Here is a 17254-nt window from a genome sequence, read left to right as displayed (position 1 = left end):
CGGGTTCACCGCCGGGTGCGCGGATCAGGGGCGGCGCCAGCGTCGCCGAGCAGCCCGCGAGCAGCGCGTCCACCGCCGGGCGGAGAAGCTGTTCACCGCCGGGTACGGACTCCAGGCCGAGCACGAGGGCGATGCAGATGTCGGCCGCCTCGGCCGGATCGACCGCCCCGGCGCCCCCCGGAAGCCAGCGGGCGTCCGCCGTTCCGGTGCCCACCCGGTGTGCGTCCGCCGCCGGGCCGCCGGACGGCCGGGGTCCCGCCCCGGGGCCGGCCGGCCCGGCCTCGGCCGGGTCCGCGCCCCTGAGGCCCGCCTCGGCGAAGACGCCGATCAGCAGCGTGCGCAGGTCCGCGGTGAACCCGTGGCAGATGTCGCCGAACAACCGGGCCTTCTCGTCGAGGAGTTCGGCGGTGTGCGGCGAGTCGCCGGCCAGTTCCAGGACCAGGCCGAGCTTGGCCTCCAGGACGCCCCGGACCCGGGTCGCGGGCGGGGCGTCGGCGGACGCGGCCCGCCGGGCCCGCTCCAGCGCCCGCGTGTGCAGGCGCTCGGCGAGCCGGCGGACCGCGTCGTCCTTGCCGCGGACGTACTGATAGACCGCCGACCGGGACACGCCCATCGCACCGGCGATGTCGTCCACCGTGGTGCGCCGTACGCCGTACCGGGTGAGGCAGTCGTACGTGGCGTCCAGGACCTCCGTGAGCCGGTCACCCCCCATGGTCAGCCCAGGGCCTTGACCAGCTCGGCCGCGAGCGGGCCGGAGGAGGCCGGGTTCTGCCCGGTGTAGAGGTTGCGGTCGGCGACGACGTTCGGGGACCAGGGCTCGGCCTCGGCGTACTCCGCGCCCATCGCGACGAGACGGTCCTGGAGCAGCCACTTCGCCCGGTCCGCCAGGCCCGCCTGCTGCTCCTCGGCGTTGCTGAAGCCGGTGAGCCGGTAGCCCGCGAACGGCGAGCCGCCGTCCGCGCCGACGGTGGCCAGCAGCGCGGCGGGGGCGTGGCAGACCACGCCCAGGGGGCGGCCCGACTCCAGGGTCCGGGTCAGCACGGCGGCGGAGTCGGCGTTGACGGCCAAGTCCTCCATCGGGCCGTGGCCGCCGGGGTAGAAGACGGCGGCGTAGCCGTCCGGGTCCACGTCCTCCAGCTTGACGGGCCGCCGCAGTTCGTCGATCGACTCGAGCCTCTTCGCCATCGTGTCGGCGCCTTCCCGGCCGCCGTTGGCCTCCGGGGCGAGGCTCGCGCGGTCGACCGTCGGCACGACACCGCCCGGGGTGGCGACCACGATCTCGTGGCCCGCGGCGGTGAACACCTCGTGGGGGGCCACGGCCTCCTCGGCCCAGAAGCCGGTCGGGTGGCGGGTGCCGTCGGCCAGCGTCCAGTGGTCGGACCCGGTCATCACGAACAGGATCTTTGCCATGGTGGTGCTCTCTCTTTCCGGTTTCCGGTTCCGGTTCCGGGTTCCTCGGCGGTTCCGGTTCCGGTTCCGGGTTGGGGTGTTCCGGTGTTCTCGGGTGACGGTCTGACGTTCTGGACTCAGAGCGTCAGCCCACCGGCACCCCCGACCGTAGGCCGCCTCCGCTTCGGCGATCCAATAGAGTTCGCAAGATGAGAAATAGGGAATCCAATGGGTCGTGGGAAGGATCGGAGGGAACTCCGCCCGAGTCCGCACAGGGCTTCCCGGCGGCCCCGCTGGACCCGCCGGGCCGGCCGGCGGCACCGTCCGCACCCAGGCAGGCCCCGGCCGCGCCCGTGAACCTCTCCCTCCTCCGCACCTTCCTGGCCGTGCACCGGACCGGCTCGTACACGGCCGCCGCGCCCCTCCTCGGCCTGTCCCAGCCGACCGTGACCACACAGATCCGCGCGCTGGAGCGGCACCTCGGGCGCCAGCTCTTCGAACGGCAGTCGCGCGGGGTGGCGTCCACCCCCTTCGCCGACGAGCTGGCGGACCGGGTCGCCGGACCGATCGACGCCCTCGCCGCGGTCGCCGACCGCGGGCCGTCCGACGGCGACACCGCCGCGCCGGTACACCTCGCCGGGCCCGCCGACTTCCTCAGCTCCTGCGCCCTGCGCGTCCTCGCACCGCTGGTCGCGCGCGGCGTGCGGCTGCGGGTCGCCACCGGTCTCTCCGAGGACCTGCTGGAAGGGCTCCGTGCGGGCCGCCACGACCTGGTGGTCTCCTCCCGCCGGCCACGCGGCCGCACCCTGGCCTCCGTACCGCTGGCGGACGAGGAGTTCGTCCTGGTCGCCTCGCCCGAGTGGGCGGAGCGGATCGGCCCGGACCGGGTCGCCGCCGAGGGCCCGGCCGCCCTCTCCGGGGTGCCCCTCGTGACGTACGCGGAGGATCTGCCCATCGCCCGCCGCTACTGGCGCCATGTCTTCGGCCGGCGCCTGACCGGGCAGGCCGCGCTGACCATGCCGGATCTGCGGGGCGTCCTGACGGCGGTCACCGCCGGGGCCGGTGTCACCGTCCTGCCGGACTACCTCTGCCGGGCCGAACTCGCCTCGGGCGCCCTGGTCCCGCTGCTCAGCCCGGAGGACCCGCCCATCAACACGGCCTATCTCGTGCAGCGGCCCGGAACCGCGGACAACCCGCATGTGGCACTGGTCCGCGACCACTTGCTGAGAGAGTCCCGCAGCTGGTGACCCGGCGGGCCCGGGAGCCGGCGCGGGCGGAGCGGCTGCCGGCGGGGCCGGCGCCGGTGTCGGCGCCGTCCGGGGGAAGTCAGTCACCGGGGTGCGCCCGCAGGTGTTCCAGCAGCAGACGGTTCAGCACGCCGGGGACCTCCTCGGGGACCCAGTGGCTCACGCCCGGAAGGCGCTCGAAGCGGTAGGGCCCCTCGACCCGGCTCCCGGTCTCCTCGGCGGCGGCCGGGCCGAAGGCCGTGTCCTCCGTGCCCCAGACGTACAGGGTCGGCACGCCGGTGGCGCCGATCGCGTGGCCGGGGCGGCCGCCCCGGTACCAGTTCAGCGCCCCGGTGAGGGCGCCCGGCGGCGACAGGTGCCGCACGTACTCCTCGACCCGGTCCGCCGGGACCGCGTCTCCGTAGAGGGCGCGCAGTTCGCGGGCGCCGTCCGCGAGCATGCGCCGCTCGGTCGCCGGGTCCCGCCACTCGGTCATGTACCGCGAGCGTGCCCGCTGGTCCGGGTCGGTGCGGAGGGTGCTCGCCAGGGCCCCGGGGTGCGGGGTGGAGACGACCGTCAGGGTGCGCAGCCGGTCCGGGTGGGCGTCGGCGGTCCACCAGGCCACCGCGCCGCCCCAGTCGTGGCCCACGAGGTCGAAGACGGGCCAGCCGAGTTCACCGGTGATCGCCACCACGTCGGCGACGAGGGCCTCCATGGCGTAGTCGGCGGGGTCCTCCGGGCGGGCGCCGGGCGAGTACCCGCGCTGGTCGGGTGCGGCCACCCGGAACCCCCGGTCCGCCAGCGCGGCGATCTGCCGCTCCCAGACGAGCCCGGTTTGCGGGAATCCGTGCAGCAGGAGGACCGGACGGCCGTCCTCGGGCCCCGCGGTGACCGCGTCGAACACTCCCCGGGAGGTCGGGATCCTCACCTGACCTGACATGCGCCACCTCTTCATACCGACTGGTCGGTCCAGCCTTTGGCAGCGGCGGTGATCTGTCAAGCGAGCTGTGCACACACACGGTTCCCCGGAGGACAGCCGGTGCTCACGGCACCGTGGGACCCAACGGACGATCCACCCGGCCCCGTCCCCGTCCCTCAGTCCTCTCCTCGCATCAGCGGCTCCCGGGCGCGGGGGCGAGCGCCGGCTCGGGCTCCGGCCCGGGCGGGAGACCCTCGGCCTCCACGCTGATCCGGGGCAGCCGGCGGCCCAGCCGGCGGGGCAGCCACCAGGTGGCACGTCCCATCAGGGCCATGGCCGCGGGCACGAGGACCATGCGGACGAGCGTGGCGTCGAGCACGATGGCGGTCGCCAGGCCCAGGCCCATCATCTTGACGAGGGGTGAGGGGTTGGCGACGAAGCCGAGGAACACCACGGTCATGATCAGTGCGGCCGAGGTGATCACCCGGCCGGTGGCCGCCATGCCGCGCGCCACCGACTCGGTGGTGTCCCCGGTGGCCTCGTACTCCTCCCGGACGCGGGAGAGGAGGAACACCTCGTAGTCCATGGAGAGGCCGAAGAGGACCGCGAAGAAGATCGTGGGCAGGGGCGAGGCGATCAGGAAGGTCCCGTCGAGGTTGAACAGGCCGCCGAGCCAGCCCCACTGGAAGACGGCGACCACCACGCCGTACGCCCCGCCGATGGACAGCAGGTTCACCACGACGGCCTTCAGAGGCAGCGCGATGGAGCGGAACACCAGCATCAGCAGCAGGAAGGACGCTGCCAGGATCGCGGTGATCAGAACCGGCAGGGTGTCGGCGAGTTGCCCGGTGAGGTCGTCGGTCACCGCGGTCACCCCGGACACGGCGACGTTGGCGGGGACGAGGTCGCGAACCCGTTCGAGAGTCTGCGCGGTATCGGAGTCCGCGGGGCCGGTGGCCGGAATCGTGGGCAGCACGACGGTGTCCCCGGCCGCGGAGGTCTGCGCCTCACCGACCGTGACGATGCCGGGGTCGGCGGCGATGCGCCGGGCCAGCTCCGGGATGTCCTCGGCGCCGGCCCCGGGGCTGCGCAGATCGGCGACGATGACCAGGGGTGCGTTGACGCCGGGACCGAACCCCTCGGCCAGCAGGTCGTAAGCACGCCGGTGGGTGGTGGTCGTCGAGTCGTCGCCGGCGTCGGGGAAGCCCGTCTCCATGCTCAGCGCGGGGGCGGCCAGGGTGAGCAGCACCGCGGACGCGGCGAGCAGGTGGCGCCACGGCCGGGCGGACACGCGGTGGGCGAAACGCCACCACGCCGTGTCCTCGGACTTCTTCGCCGGGCGCTCGCGGCCCGGGAGCCGTCGCCTGTGGTGGACGCGGTCGCCGAGGAGCGTGAGCAGGGCCGGCAGGAGGGTCAGGGCGGCCGCCACGGCGAAGAGGACCACCAGGGCGGTGCTCAGGCCGATCGACGTCAGGAAGCTCAGCCCGGTCAGCGCGAGGGCGGCCATCGCCACGACGACGGTGCCGCCCGCGAACAGCACGGCCGCGCCCGCCGATGCCATGGCGTTCGACAGTGCGGTGGCGTTGTCCTGGCCCGCGGTGCGGTTCTCGCGGTGACGGGCCACGATGAACAGGGCGTAGTCGATGCCGGTGCCCAGGCCGATCATCGCGCCGATCGTGGGGGCGGCGGTGGAGACGTCCATCGCGTTGGCCAGCAGCAGGACGCTGCCCAGGCCCGCGGCGACGGCCACCAGGGCGAGCGCGACCGGCACCAGGGCGGCCACGATCGTGCCGAACGCCACCACCAGGATGACCAGTGCGGCCAGCAGGCCCGCCGCCTCCGCGCCCGAGGTCTCCGTCTCGGCGTTGAGGAAGACGGCGTCACCGCCCAGTTCGGCGACGAGGCCCTCACCGCGTGCGGGCTCGATCGCGTCGGCCAGGGCCTCGATCTGCTCGGGGTCCACATCCATCACGGGCACGTCGAACGTGATCCGGGCGAAGCCGATGCGTCCGTCGGGCGAGAGCGCACCGTCGGTGAAGGGGCCGGCCGCCGAGGCGACGTGCTCCACGTCGGCGATCCGGACGACCGCGGCGTCGACGGCATCCCGGTGCCGCTGCAGCCGGTCCCCCTCCGGCGCGGCGAAAACCACCATGGCGCTGCCGCCGGACGCTTCCGGGAAGCGCTCTTCGAGCAGTTCCATCGCTTTCTCGCTCCGGCTGCCGGGAGCGACGAGGTCATCGGCGAACGCCCCGCCGAACGTGCCGGCCAGAGGCAGCACGAGGAGGAGGGCGACCGCCCAGGCGGCGATCGTGGCCCGGGGCCGGCGGGCGCTCGCGCCGCCGATGCGGCGCGTGAATCGGTTCATGGATGTGTGTGCTCCCGTGAGATGACTGCCATCCGCCGTCTCTCTTCGGTGCGGCGGGGGCAGGAGCCGTGAGGCGGTTCCATCGTGGGCGCCCGGCCCCTGGCTGTCCCCGCCGCCGGACGGGTTCGCCCCTCCCCGCGGGGCGGGGGGACCGGGGCGGCGTCTCCCCCGCGCGACGGAGGAGGTACCCGCCCACGGGCGGGTGACCGCGTCTCCGACCTGGCCCTACGATGGTGTGCCCGGTGGATCCCGACGGCTCGCCGGGGCACCGAAGCCTCCCCGGGAGCGATGATGAACCGCACGGCGCTGCCTTCCGGTGTTCCGCTCCCCGGTCTGCCGAGCGGGTTCCGCGGGCCCTTCACCCGCCGGCCGCGCACCGCGGACGCCGTGCTCGCGGCCGTCATGTTCCTGCTGACGGTTTTCGTGGAGGAGGCGCCGGGCGACGCGCTCGCCCTCCGCCCGGTCACCGACGTCCCCGTCCCCGTCCTGCTGCTGTTCGCCGTGGCCGGCACGGCGCTGTACCGGCGCCGCGGCGAACCGGCCGCGGTGCTGGTGGTGGTGCTCGTCGCCTGGGCCCCGACGCTGGGGAGCAGCTACGCCACCATGGGCGGGATGGTGGTCGTCGCCCTGTACAGCGTGGGGAAGTACGCGGGTGCCACCCGGGGGAACCGTCTCGCCGTCGCCGCGGCCCTCGCCGCGCTGGTGGCCGACGGCCTGCTGGACTCCGTCCCCTGGGGGGACATCGGCTTCGGCGTCCTGGTCATGGCCGGTGCCTGGTACATCGGCCGGCGCCTGCGGCTGCGGGCGGAGCGCGCCGTCCAACTCCGTTACGAGCAGGCCGCCGAGGCGCGCCGGATCGTCACCGAGGAGCGCAGCCACATCGCCCGCGAACTGCACGACGTGGTCGCGCACCGGGTGAGCATGATGACGGTGCAGGCGGGTGCGGCCCGGATGGTGGCCGCCCACGATCCCGAGGAGGCCCGCGAGGCGATGGCAGCGGTGGAGGAAGCCGGGCGCCAGGCGCTGGACGAGCTGCGTCACCTGCTGGGAGTGCTGCGGCCGGAGGCGGACCGCGACCGGCTGGGCCCGCAGCCCCGGCTGGACGACCTCCCCCGGCTCGTCGAGCAGGTGCGCGAGGCGGGTCTGGACGTCTCGGTCGTCCCGGCCGGCGGCGGTGCCGGGGCTGCTCTCCCCGCCCGGGTGGAGCTGTCGGCGTACCGCATCGTCCAGGAGGCGCTGACCAACGTGCTCAAGCACAGCGGGCCGCGGACCCGCGCCGAGGTGCGCCTGCGCAGGGACGGCGGCGACCTCACCGTCGAGGTGGTCGACGACGGCCGTGGGGCCGCCGTCCCGTCCGTGTCGGCCGGCGCCCACGGCGGTGTGGCGGGCCACGGAATCCTCGGCATGCGGGAGAGAGCGCTCCTCCTCGGCGGAAGCCTCGACGCGGGGCCGCGTCCCGGCGGCGGATTCCGGCTGACGGCCCGTCTGCCCACGGGAGGAGAGCCCGCGTGAGCATCGGTGTCGTCGTCGTCGACGACCAGGCGCTGGTCCGCCGGGGCTTCGCCATGATTCTGCGGGTCCATGACGACATCCGGGTCCTGGCCGAGGCCGGGACGGGAATCGAGGCCGTCGAGGCGGTACGCAGGCACCGTCCGGATGTGGTTCTCATGGACATCCGTATGCCGGGCATGGACGGCATCGAGGCCACCTCCCGGATCCTGCGGGAGGCGGACTGGGACGTCCGGGTGCTGATCCTCACCACCTTCGACCCCGACGAGTACGTGTACGAGGCACTGCGCGCCGGTGCCAGCGCCTTCGTGCTCAAGGACATCCCGCCCGAGCAACTCGCCACCGCCGTACGCACCGTGGCCGGGGGCGGTGCGCTGCTGGCCCCCTCGATCACCCGGCGCCTCGTCGACCGGTTCGCGGAGCGCCGCGTCAACACAGCGGTGGCGGGCCGCCTGGAACGGCTCACCGAGCGGGAGCGCGAGATCGTGGTCGCCGCCGCCCGGGGCGCGAGCAACGCGGAGATCGCCGCCGAGCTCTTCATCGGGCCCGCCACCGTCAAGTCGCATGTGTCGAGCATCCTCGGCAAGCTCGGCCTGCGCGACCGGGTGCAGATCGTCATCTTCGCGTACGAGAGCGGACTGGTGGAGGCGGGTGACCGGGACATCGGGCACTGATCCCGGTCCGCGGGCCTGCCGGTCAGCACTCCTGCCGGTCCGCACGTCTGCTGGTGCGCACGTCTGCCGGTGCGCACGTCTCCCGGTCCGCACGTCTGCCGGACTCACCGGCCCGCCGGCCGTCCGGCCTGCCGACCCACCGTGCCCTCCGGCCCGCCGGCCGCGGGTCCGAACGCCGATCCCCACCGCGGGCGGCTCCGGCCGGGACACCGCCGGAGGCGCGGCCGCTACGCCGCACCCCGCCCCGGAGCGGCGGCGACGCGCGGCAGTGCCGTGACGGCCACGGGGCGGGCCAGGAGCGAGTAGCGCCCCGTGTGGTCGGCGGCGGTGAGCCGGAACGGCAGGCCCTCGGCGAGCCGGAGGGCTGCGGCCTGCTGCCGCAGGTCGTCGGCGGCCCAGCGGCGCAACTCGGCCGGCGCGTCGGCGTACCGCTCCGGTACGGGGCAGAGGACGCCCTCACCGGCCCACGGCTCGGCCGGGTCGGGGTCGAGCCCGTCGGCGATCCGGTGTGCCTGGGCGCGGAGCCAGCGGAGGGCGAGACGGCGGGTGGGCGCCGCGTAGCCGCCGAGCCGCACGGCGACGGTGCGGCCGTTCACCGGGCCCTCGGCGGTGGCCTCCGACCAGTAGACGCAGGCCACGGAGGCGCCCGGCAGGGGCCCGCCGTCCACGGCCACCCCGTGCGGCGCGAACGTCAGCGCACGGCGCCGGGCGGGCGCCCTGGGCGCTTCCCGGCCACCGGGGCGGCGGACGGACGCACCCCGAAGTGCCGTACGGGGAACCGGAGTCGGGCGGGGCATGGGGGGAGGCGGAGGTCGTTGGCCACGTCCCCGAACCCTGCCGTTCCCACGCCGCGTTGACCAGAGGTGGCGCACCGTCACCCGGGGGCTGTACGGGCGCGGCACCCCACCGGTACGCGCCGTACGGAGGACCGGTGTGCGAAGGAGCGGCGCACGCGCGCACCCGTACCCCGGCCCGTGCGCCGGTGCACCCGAGGCAGACGGCGCTCCCCCACCATGGGCACGCGTGTACCGGGCGCGACGAGCCCGAGGACGCTGGACCACGGCCGCGCCGCCCAGCGGCCGGTGTAGCCACCGCATGCCGGGCGGCCATACGGTGCCCGAAGTCCTGATCTCGTGTTGCGGCCTCCGACCCGGCGCCGGCGGCGCAGCGGGGAACCGGTCCGGCGACGACCACGCCGGGCTGCCGCATCGCGCCGACACCAACAGAAGAGGGGGGATGGACATGGCCGTACTCGTCCTGTCCGGGATTCTCGTGCTCGTCGCCGGAGGATGCGGCTGCGTCGTGTGGGCGGCGCGGGGCGGCCCGCGCTGGGTGCGTGCGGTTTCCGGAGTGACCCTGGCGGTGGCCCAGGTGGTCAGTCTGCTGGGGCGTTCGGGCCGGCGTTCGAGCCTGGGCCGGGGCGGAGGCTCTGACGACTGACAGCGCGGTGGGGTGTGCGGCGCCGCAACGCTCTTGTGTCTCAACTCCCGCGCTACACGGTCGTCCAGAACTCCCGGTCGGGCCGTGAGCAGCGGCCGAGTCGCCGCCCCACTCCGGACGCCCGGAGCACCGCCGTACGCGAGGCACGCCGTGACCGGCGCACCGCCCGCCCGTTCTCCCGTGGCAGAGGCGGAAGGAAGCCCCTGCCACGGCGGTAACCCGCGCGGCAGGGGCTTCCTCGTGCGCTCGTTCCGGACAGCGGAGCACACCGGCGTACCGCTCAACTCCCCACCGGTCTCAGCTCGTCCAGCGTGCTTTCGCCATACGGACCGGCCCGCGCCACCCGTGCGGCACGCACCGTGGAGGTCAGGCGCCGGGTGCGGGTGCCGGGGCCAGGCCGTCCTCCGCCAGACCCGACAGGACCGCCTGGCCGAGGGTGACGACGGCGGAGTGCGGGCGGACCATGACCGTGAGTTCCGTGATCAGGCCGGCCTCGTCGAAGGTGAAGAGGTCCATGCCGTGGATCTCCTTGCCGTCCACCGTCGCCCGGAAGATCAGGACGGCCGAGTCGGCCTCCTCGCCGGTGGCGTTCCGCTCGGAGGTGCCGGTGAACTCGCCGACGTAGCGGAAGTCCTCGAAGACGCGCATCAGGACGCCCAGCACGCCCATGATCATGGGCCGGCCCTCGAAGGGGCGAAACTTCACCGGGCTGTAGAGGCGGGCGTCAGGGGTGAACAGCTCCTCCAGGGTGGCGAGGTCCCGCTGCTCCGCGGCCGCACGGAAACGCTTCTGGGTCTGAGTGGCCTGAGTGGACATGACTTCTCCTCGTTCCTCTCGTGATGCGCGCCGTCGCCCCGATGGCGGCGGGCGTCGTCCCCGGGCGTCGTGCCCGTGGTTGCCCCGGGCGTGCTGGGGTGTCCCCCGGCGGCGCCGCGTGGGGCAGGCCCGGGGGCGCTCAGGTCGTGCGGAGGCCCGCCAGGGCCTTGGTCAGCCAGCCGATCCAGAAGGTCTCCTGGTCGATGCCGGCCTGGAGGACGAGGTGCCGCAGCCGGTCCGGCTCGTCCGCCGGTTCCTCGCCGAAGTCGCGGCGTTCGATGCCCTCGTACTCCGCCAACTGCCGTCGGTGCAGCTCCAGATGGCGTTCCAGTTCGGCTTCCAGGCCGGCCGCCCCCACCACCGCCGCCGCGCGCATGCGCAGCAGCAGCGGGTCGCGGATCTGCTTGGGGTCCTCCCTGCGGGCCACCCATTCGGTCAGTTCGGCGCGGCCGGCGGGCAGCACCTCGTACTCCTTGCGCTTCCCCTGCGCGGGGCGGTCCGACGGCAGCGTCCGGATCAGGGCCTTCTCCTCCAGGCGTCCCAGCTCGCGGTAGATCTGCTGGTGCGTGGCCGACCAGAAGTACCCGATGGACCGGTCGAAGCGGCGGGCCAGTTCGAGGCCGGAGGAGGGCTTCTCCAGCAGGGCGGTGAGGATCGCGTGCGGCAGGGACATACGGGCATCCTAGGTACGGTCCGCCGGGCGGCCTCCCGGCCGTCCTCCGACCCCTCCGGCGGCTGACCGGCCGGTCCGGGGCCACGCACGCCGCGGCCCGCGGCTGGAGCCGGGGCCGCGGACCGGTGGCCCGCGCCCCCGGTCCGCGGCGTGCGGCGCGTCCGCGTCTCACAGCGCGGCGGCGAGTTCCGTGCCCTGGAGGATGGCCCGCTTGGCGTCGAGTTCGGCGGCGACGTCCGCGCCGCCGATGAGGTGCACCGGGCGGCCCGCGGCGCGCAGTTCCTCGTACAGGCGCCGGTTCGGCTCCTGGCCGGCGCACAGCACCACCGTGTCGACCGGGACGACGCTCGCGGTGCCGTCGACCGTGATGTGCAGGCCCTCGTCGTCGATGCGGTCGTACGCCGCTCCCGCCACCGTCGTCACGCCGCGGTGCTTGAGCTCGGCGCGGTGGATCCAGCCGGTGGTGGTGCCGAGTGTGGCGCCGACCTTGCCGGTCTTGCGCTGGAGCAGGTGCACGGTGCGCGGCGGCTGCGGGCGCTCGGGGGTGCCGAGGCCGCCCGGCTCGCGGTAGTCGGTGTCGACGCCCCACTGGCGGAAGTAGGCGTCGGGGTCGAGGCTCGTCTTCTCGCCGCCGTCGGTGAGGTACTCGGCGACGTCGAAGCCGATGCCGCCCGCGCCGATGACCGCGACCCGGTCGCCGACCGGTGCGCTGTCGCGGAGCACGTCGAGGTAGCTGACGACCTTGGGGTGGTCGATGCCCGGGATGTCCGGGGTGCGGGGGATGACGCCGGTGGCGACGACGATCTCGTCGTACGCGGCGAGTGCCGGGTCCCCGGCCTCGATCCGGGCGCCGAGCCGGACGTCCACGCCGTGCTCCTCCAGCTGGACGCGGAAGTAGCGCAGGGTCTCGTCGAACTCCTCCTTGCCGGGGATGCGGCGGGCCAGGTTGAGCTGGCCGCCGATCTCGTCGGCCGCGTCGAAGAGGGTGACGGTGTGGCCGCGCTCGGCGGCCGACACGGCCAGGGCGAGGCCCGCCGGACCGGCGCCGATCACGGCCACGCGCTTGCCGCGCCGGGTGGGGGTGAGCACGAGTTCGGTCTCGTGGCAGGCCCGCGGGTTCACCAGGCAGGAGGTGATCTTGAGGCTGAAGGTGTGGTCGAGGCAGGCCTGGTTGCAGCCGATGCAGGTGTTGATCGTCTCGGGACGGCCCGCGCGGGCCTTGGCCACGAAGTCGGGGTCGGCGAGGAAGGGCCTGGCCAGCGACACCATGTCGGCGCGGCCTTCGGCGAGGAGCCGCTCGCCGACCTCGGGCGTGTTGATGCGGTTGGTCGTGACCAGCGGGACGGAGACCGCGCCCATCACCTTCTCGGTGACCCAGCTGTACGCGCCGCGCGGCACGGAGGTGGCGATGGTGGGGACGCGGGCCTCGTGCCAGCCGATGCCGGTGTTGATGATCGTGGCGCCCGCCGCCTCGATCTCCCGGGCGAGGGTGATCACCTCGTCCAGCGTGGAGCCGTTGGGGACGAGGTCGAGCATGGAGAGCCGGTAGATCAGGATGAAGTCGGGGCCGACTCGCTCGCGGACCCGACGGACGATCTCGACGGGGAAGCGCATCCGGTTCTCGTACGAGCCGCCCCAGCGGTCGGTGCGGTGGTTGGTCGCCGAGACGATGAACTCGTTGATCAGGTAGCCCTCGGAGCCCATGATCTCGACGCCGTCGTAACCGGCCGACCGGGCCAGCCCGGCGGCGCGGACGAAGGACTCGATGGTCTCCTCGATCTCGTCCTCGGTGAGGGCGCGCGGGACGTTCGCGTTGATGGGGGCGCGGATGGCGCTGGGCGCGACCAGGTCCTGGTGGTAGGCGTACCGCCCGAAGTGCAGGATCTGCATCGCGATCCGGCCACCCTCGCGGTGCACGGCCTCGGTGACCACCCGGTGCTGCTCGGCCTCCGCCTCCGTGGTGAGCTTGGCGCCGCCCTCGTACGGCCGGCCGCGGTCGTCCGGGGAGATGCCGCCGGTGACGATGAGCCCGACACCGCCGCGCGCCCGCGCCGCGTAGAAGGCGGCCATGCGCTCGAAGCCGCGTTCGGCCTCTTCGAGCCCGACGTGCATCGAGCCCATCAGCACACGGTTGGGCAGGGTGGTGAAGCCCAGGTCGAGCGGGCTCAGCAGGTGGGGGTACGCGGTCATCCGTCGTCTCCTCGCGCGCGGGTGGTACCGCCCTTTGTAGAGGACTCCCGCCTCTTGTGCAACTAGTTGCACAAGAGGTCTCCGTCACGCCGGCGCGTCACGGGCGCGTGCTTGGGACGATCAACCGGTTGGGCGGCCGGGCGAGGGCACTTCGTGACAGACGCGGCATCTCCGCCGCGTCCGGCCCGTTACGTACGGCCCGTCCTGGCCGTTGAACCGAGCATCCGTTTGATTGCGCGTCCACAGCCGGATGGTGCGCGCCCCGCGGCCGCCACCAGAGCCCGGCAGGGCGGGACCGACCACACGAGGGGGATGGGATGACGGCATCGGCACAGGCCGACTCGTCTGAGAACCACGGGCCGGGCGGCGAGCAGGACGCGAAACCCGACGGAAGCCCCGGCAAGGGCGCCGGGCCCGTCGGCGGCGGCGTCTCGGAGAGTGAGCGGCTGCTGTTCGGCGGGCGGCTGGTGTACGACACGAGCTGGGCCTCGTACGAGGAGACCCGGTACGCCCTCACGCTGCGCACCATGGCGGCCACGCTCCCCCGGCTGATGGGGATGGCCGTGCGGCTCTCCTGGCAGGCCGGGCGGGGCGCCACCGCGGCGGTCGCGCTCGCCGAGATCGGGCGGGGGGCGGCGCAGGCCGTGGGCCTGCTCGGGGTCAACGCGCTGCTCGCGGTGCTGCTCGGACCGGGTTCCCTGGACGGCCGGCTGCGGGAGTCCCTCCCCGTGGTTCTCTTCGTCGCGGGGGCCGCCGCCGTGGGGGCGCTCTGCTCGGCCGCGTCGATCCGGTTCACCGGGCCGCTGGAGCCGCGGGTGGAGCGGCTGGCGCGGGAGATGTACCTGGAGCGGGCGTACCGGGTCGAGATGGCGGCCATGGAGGACGAGGAGTTCCACCGGCTGCTGCAGTCGGCCCAGTTCGGCGCCGACTCGGCGCGGCGGATGGTCGGTCACTGCGTGGCCGTCATCTCGGGTCTGCTGTCGCTGGTCGCGGCGGCCGGGGTGCTGACCGTCCTGCATCCGGTGCTGCTGCCGATGCTGGTGGTGATGGTGGTGCCGAGCGCCTGGGCCTCGCTGACGGTCGCGCGCCGCCGGTACCGGTCGTTCCACCGCTGGCTCCAGCATGTCCGGGCCTCCTCGATGCTCTCCCAGCTGCTGACGGACACGGACGCGGCGGCGGAGGTCCGGGTGCACGGCGCGGGCCCGTTCATCCTGGAGCACTTCCGGGGCATGTCGCGGGCGGCGGAGGAGGAGCAGACCCGGCTGGCCCGGCTCGCAGCCCGTACGGGCCTGCTGGCCTCGGCCCTCACCGGGCTGGTCACCCTCGCCACGTATCTGCTGCTGGGCGCGCTGCTGTGGACCGGCGCCATGGCCCTGGCCGGCGCCGGGGCCGCGGTCATGGCGATCCGCACCGGCACCGGCGCCCTCGACGGGCTGATCCGGCGCGTCAACTACCTGCACGAGGAGTCGATGCACGTCGCCGATCTGAACCGGCTGCTGAAGGAGTCCGCCGACCGCCAGATTCCCGTCGGCGGACGGCAACTGCCCGCCCGGGTACGGGAGATCCGGCTGGAGGACGTGACCTTCGCCTACCCGGGCTGCGAGGAGACCCCCGTCCTGCGCGAGGTCGGCCTGGCCATCCCGCTGGGCGGCGTCGTCGCCCTGGTCGGTGAGAACGGCTCCGGCAAGTCCACCCTGGTGAAGCTGTTGTGCGGGCTCTACGCGCCGCAGCGGGGGCGCATCCTGTGGGACGGGGTGGACGCGGCCGACGCCGATCGGCAGGCCGTCTTCGAGCGGTTCGCGGTGGTCGCCCAGGACCACTACCGCTGGCCGATGACCGCCCGCGTCAACGTCGCCATCTCCGACACCTCGGCGCCGCTGTGCGAACGGCGGCTGGCCGAGGCGGCCGAGCACGCCGGGGTCGACTTCGTCGACGAGCTCCCCCGCCGCTGGGACACCCTGCTCTCCCGCACCTTCAAGGGCGGCCACCAGCTCTCCGGCGGTCAGTGGCAGCGCCTGGGCATCGCCCGCGCCCGCTACCGGGACGGCGAGATCCTCGTCGTGGACGAACCCACGGCCGCCCTGGACGCCAAGGCCGAGGAGCGGGTCTTCCGCCAGATCCGCCAACTCGCCGACGCCGGGCAGACGATCGTGCTCATCACCCACCGCATGGCCTCGGTCCGCCACGCCGACCTCGTCCACGTCCTCCACGAGGGCCGCCTGATCGAGTCCGGCCCACCGTCCGAGCTGCTGACCCGCCCCGGCGGCCACTTCCGCGAGCTGTACGAACTCCAGGCCGCCGCCTTCGACCGGGAGCAGCGGCCCTCCGGCAACGGCACGCCGAAGGGCATCCCGCCCCAGCAGGACGGCGCCGCCCGGGGCTGAGCCCGGGCCCTTCGCCTGCCCGCGGCTCAGGCCCCGCCCCCGGCCCCGTTCGCGGCCCCGCCCCGCGCTCCCGGTTCCCGGCCTCCCGGTCCTCGCTCTCCCGGTCGGCGGCGACCCGGGGGCGGAGCCGGACGCCGGTGACGGCGTGGTGGTCCACCTCGGTGACCTCGATGTCCCAGGTGCCCACCGGGATCCGTTCCCCGGCCGTCCTCGGGATGCGGCCGAGCCGGTCCAGTACGAGACCGGCGACGGTGGTGAACCGCCCCCGCGCCGCCAGGTCTCCCATGTCGACGCCGATGTCCGGCAGGTCGTGGACCGGGAAGGCCCCCGGCAGGAGCAGGGAGCCGTCCGGCTGCCGCCGCACGGACAGCACGTCGCGGTCCGTCTCGTCGTAGATCTCCCCGACGATCTCCTCCAGCAGGTCCTCGATCGTGACGATGCCCTGGACCGACCCGTACTCGTCGACGACCAGGGCGAACTGCTGGCGGTCCGCCCGGAAGCGCCGCAGGGCCTCGGACACCCGCATGAAGTCGGAGAACACCACGGCCGGCCGGGCCACCTCGGCGACGGGGACCGTGTCGTCGCTCGTCGTCAGGTCCCGCAGGCGCACCACGCCGACCACGTCCTCGAAGTGCCCGGCCCGGACGACCGGCGCGCGGGAGTGGCCGGCGCCCGCCAGCTCGGCGCGTGCCTCGGCGGCGGGCAGTGACGCGGCGAGCGTGAACACCGAGCGGCGCGGCACCAGGACGTCCCGCAGGATGCGTTCGTGGATCTCCAGGGCACTGGCGAGGATCCTGCGCTGCTGGGCCGTCAGGCCGCGCTGGCCGACCACCATGTCCTTGAGCTCGTCGGGGGTCGGGGGTTCCTGCCCCGCCCGCGGATTCCCGCCCAGCACTCGGACGAGGGCGTTGGTGGAGCGGCCCAGGGCCCAGATCACCGGCCGGGACGCGGTGGAGAGCACCGTCAGCGGGGTGGCGGCCAGCAGCGCCCACCGTTCGGCGAACTGCATGGCCAGCCGCTTCGGCGCCAGCTCCCCGGCCACCAGCGTCACGAACGTCAGCACCAGCGTCACCAGGGCGATCGCCACCGGTTCGGCCGCCGATCCCAGGAACGACAGCCGGGGCACCACCGGCTCGGCCAGGGACACCGCCGCCGTCGCCGACGCGAGAAACCCGGCCAGGGTGATCCCCACCTGAATCGTCGCCAGATAGCGGTTCGGGTCCTCGGCCAACCGCACCAGTCGGGCCGCGGTCGTACCGCCTCGGCGCCGCAGCCGGCGGAGCCGGCTCTCCCGCAGCGAGATCAGCGCGATCTCGCTGCCCGCGAACAGGGCGTTCAGCACGATCAGCGCGGCGACCAGCGCCAGCTCCCACCAGTAGCCGTCCATGACGGCCACCCTGCCACGTCCCGGGCGCGGGGCCGCGGTGCCCTCCGCCGCCCGTCCCCAGCACCGCTCCGGCGCTGCGCCATCCGGGGGACGGGGGGCGCGCAGCGCGCGGCCGCCTGCCGCGCGCGGGGTCTCCGGAGCCCCCGCGGACGGTCTCCCGGCCGGGCCTCCGCAACCGGGCGTTCGCTCCGCGGTCATCGCACTTTCTCGGCCAATCCTCGCGCAATTCTCATCGCCCTCTCATACGCCACTGGTTGCTTGTCCGGAGCCGGAAGATCCGGA

Annotated in this window: 12 protein-coding genes and 2 pseudogenes; 5 read left to right on the top strand and 9 right to left on the bottom strand. The window is 74.3% G+C overall.

The annotated features are described in order from the left end of the window. Nucleotides 1-574 precede the first annotated feature (574 nt). Both E4N63_RS31620 and E4N63_RS28200 read right to left on the bottom strand, forming a co-directional pair. A pseudogene (locus E4N63_RS31620) lies at nt 575-712 on the bottom strand (TetR/AcrR family transcriptional regulator); the annotation flags it as partial. Between the two features lie 2 nt (nt 713-714). After that, complete coding sequence (locus tag E4N63_RS28200) at nt 715-1410, bottom strand: type 1 glutamine amidotransferase domain-containing protein (protein ID WP_230242002.1); 696 nt, start codon at nt 1408-1410, stop codon at nt 715-717. Nucleotides 1411-1742: 332 nt separating this feature from the next. Between E4N63_RS28200 and E4N63_RS28195 the strand changes: the two genes are divergently transcribed. Continuing rightward, nucleotides 1743-2636: a LysR family transcriptional regulator gene (locus E4N63_RS28195; protein WP_308188753.1), complete on the top strand. Its 894-nt coding sequence runs from the start codon at nt 1743-1745 to the stop codon at nt 2634-2636. Nucleotides 2637-2715: 79 nt separating this feature from the next. Here the strand turns inward: E4N63_RS28195 and E4N63_RS28190 are convergent, their stop codons facing one another. Both E4N63_RS28190 and E4N63_RS28185 read right to left on the bottom strand, forming a co-directional pair. Continuing rightward, nucleotides 2716-3555 carry an alpha/beta fold hydrolase gene (locus E4N63_RS28190; protein ID WP_125624773.1) on the bottom strand — a complete coding sequence of 280 codons (840 nt, stop codon included), beginning with the start codon at nt 3553-3555 and terminating at the stop codon, nt 2716-2718. Between the two features lie 172 nt (nt 3556-3727). Next, nucleotides 3728-5899 (bottom strand): MMPL family transporter, encoded by a 2172-nt coding sequence (locus E4N63_RS28185; protein WP_230242000.1) that lies wholly within the window; start codon nt 5897-5899, stop codon nt 3728-3730. Between the two features lie 288 nt (nt 5900-6187). Between E4N63_RS28185 and E4N63_RS28180 the strand changes: the two genes are divergently transcribed. Both E4N63_RS28180 and E4N63_RS28175 read left to right on the top strand, forming a co-directional pair. Then, nucleotides 6188-7411, top strand: a complete 1224-nt coding sequence (locus tag E4N63_RS28180) for a sensor histidine kinase (RefSeq protein WP_230241999.1) — start codon at nt 6188-6190, stop codon at nt 7409-7411. Next, a complete protein-coding gene (locus tag E4N63_RS28175; protein WP_125624776.1) occupies nt 7408-8082 on the top strand; it encodes a response regulator transcription factor in 675 nt (224 codons plus the stop codon). The genes E4N63_RS28180 and E4N63_RS28175 overlap by 4 nt, the downstream gene beginning before the upstream one ends. 227 nt (nt 8083-8309) lie before the next feature. Here E4N63_RS28175 and E4N63_RS28170 read toward each other — a convergent pair whose 3' ends face one another. Continuing rightward, entirely contained in the window at nt 8310-8750 is a 441-nt protein-coding gene (locus tag E4N63_RS28170; RefSeq protein WP_230241998.1) for a hypothetical protein, read from the bottom strand. A gap of 574 nt (nt 8751-9324) precedes the next feature. On the opposite strand from E4N63_RS28170, the gene E4N63_RS28165 reads away from it, so the two are divergent. Next, a complete protein-coding gene (locus E4N63_RS28165) occupies nt 9325-9522 on the top strand; it encodes a hypothetical protein (RefSeq protein WP_230241997.1) in 198 nt (65 codons plus the stop codon). A gap of 366 nt (nt 9523-9888) precedes the next feature. On the opposite strand, the gene E4N63_RS28160 is transcribed toward E4N63_RS28165, so the two are convergent. From E4N63_RS28160 to E4N63_RS28150, 3 genes are all read right to left on the bottom strand, one after another. Then, nucleotides 9889-10338, bottom strand: coding sequence for a nuclear transport factor 2 family protein (locus E4N63_RS28160; protein WP_230241996.1), 450 nt, complete (start codon nt 10336-10338; stop codon nt 9889-9891). A gap of 139 nt (nt 10339-10477) precedes the next feature. Continuing rightward, complete coding sequence (locus E4N63_RS28155) at nt 10478-11011, bottom strand: PadR family transcriptional regulator (protein WP_230241995.1); 534 nt, start codon at nt 11009-11011, stop codon at nt 10478-10480. A 168-nt stretch (nt 11012-11179) separates the two neighbouring features. Continuing rightward, entirely contained in the window at nt 11180-13201 is a 2022-nt protein-coding gene (locus E4N63_RS28150) for an NADPH-dependent 2,4-dienoyl-CoA reductase (protein ID WP_230241994.1), read from the bottom strand. 317 nt (nt 13202-13518) lie between these two features. Here E4N63_RS28150 and E4N63_RS28145 point away from each other — a divergent pair, with 317 nt between their 5' ends. Then, the gene (locus tag E4N63_RS28145) at nt 13519-15585 is read left to right on the top strand and encodes an ABC transporter ATP-binding protein (RefSeq protein WP_228429675.1); all 2067 of its coding nucleotides are present in this window, start codon (nt 13519-13521) and stop codon (nt 15583-15585) included. A gap of 130 nt (nt 15586-15715) precedes the next feature. On the opposite strand, the pseudogene E4N63_RS28140 reads toward E4N63_RS28145, so the two are convergent. Continuing rightward, a pseudogene (locus E4N63_RS28140) lies at nt 15716-16972 on the bottom strand (hemolysin family protein); the annotation flags it as partial. Between the last annotated feature and the right edge of the window lie 282 nt (nt 16973-17254).

It is taken from the genome of Streptomyces sp. MNU89, assembly GCF_020982505.1.
Classification (GTDB): Bacteria; Actinomycetota; Actinomycetes; order Streptomycetales; family Streptomycetaceae; genus Streptomyces; species Streptomyces xinghaiensis.
The sequence above is the reverse complement of the archived record's forward strand: the minus strand, read 5'-3'. Positions and strand labels throughout refer to the sequence as shown.

Excerpts from the sequence above, each read along its gene's own strand:
- E4N63_RS28200 (WP_230242002.1), bottom strand. The coding sequence starts at position 1,410 with ATGGCAAAGATCCTGTTCGTGATGACCGGGTCCGACCACTGGACGCTG.
- E4N63_RS28190 (WP_125624773.1), bottom strand. The coding sequence starts at position 3,555 with ATGTCAGGTCAGGTGAGGATCCCGACCTCCCGGGGAGTGTTCGACGCG.
- E4N63_RS28185 (WP_230242000.1), bottom strand. The coding sequence starts at position 5,899 with ATGAACCGATTCACGCGCCGCATCGGCGGCGCGAGCGCCCGCCGGCCC.
- E4N63_RS28180 (WP_230241999.1), top strand. The coding sequence starts at position 6,188 with ATGATGAACCGCACGGCGCTGCCTTCCGGTGTTCCGCTCCCCGGTCTG.
- E4N63_RS28165 (WP_230241997.1), top strand. The coding sequence starts at position 9,325 with ATGGCCGTACTCGTCCTGTCCGGGATTCTCGTGCTCGTCGCCGGAGGA.
- E4N63_RS28160 (WP_230241996.1), bottom strand. The coding sequence starts at position 10,338 with ATGTCCACTCAGGCCACTCAGACCCAGAAGCGTTTCCGTGCGGCCGCG.
- E4N63_RS28155 (WP_230241995.1), bottom strand. The coding sequence starts at position 11,011 with ATGTCCCTGCCGCACGCGATCCTCACCGCCCTGCTGGAGAAGCCCTCC.
- E4N63_RS28150 (WP_230241994.1), bottom strand. The coding sequence starts at position 13,201 with ATGACCGCGTACCCCCACCTGCTGAGCCCGCTCGACCTGGGCTTCACC.
- E4N63_RS28145 (WP_228429675.1), top strand. The coding sequence starts at position 13,519 with ATGACGGCATCGGCACAGGCCGACTCGTCTGAGAACCACGGGCCGGGC.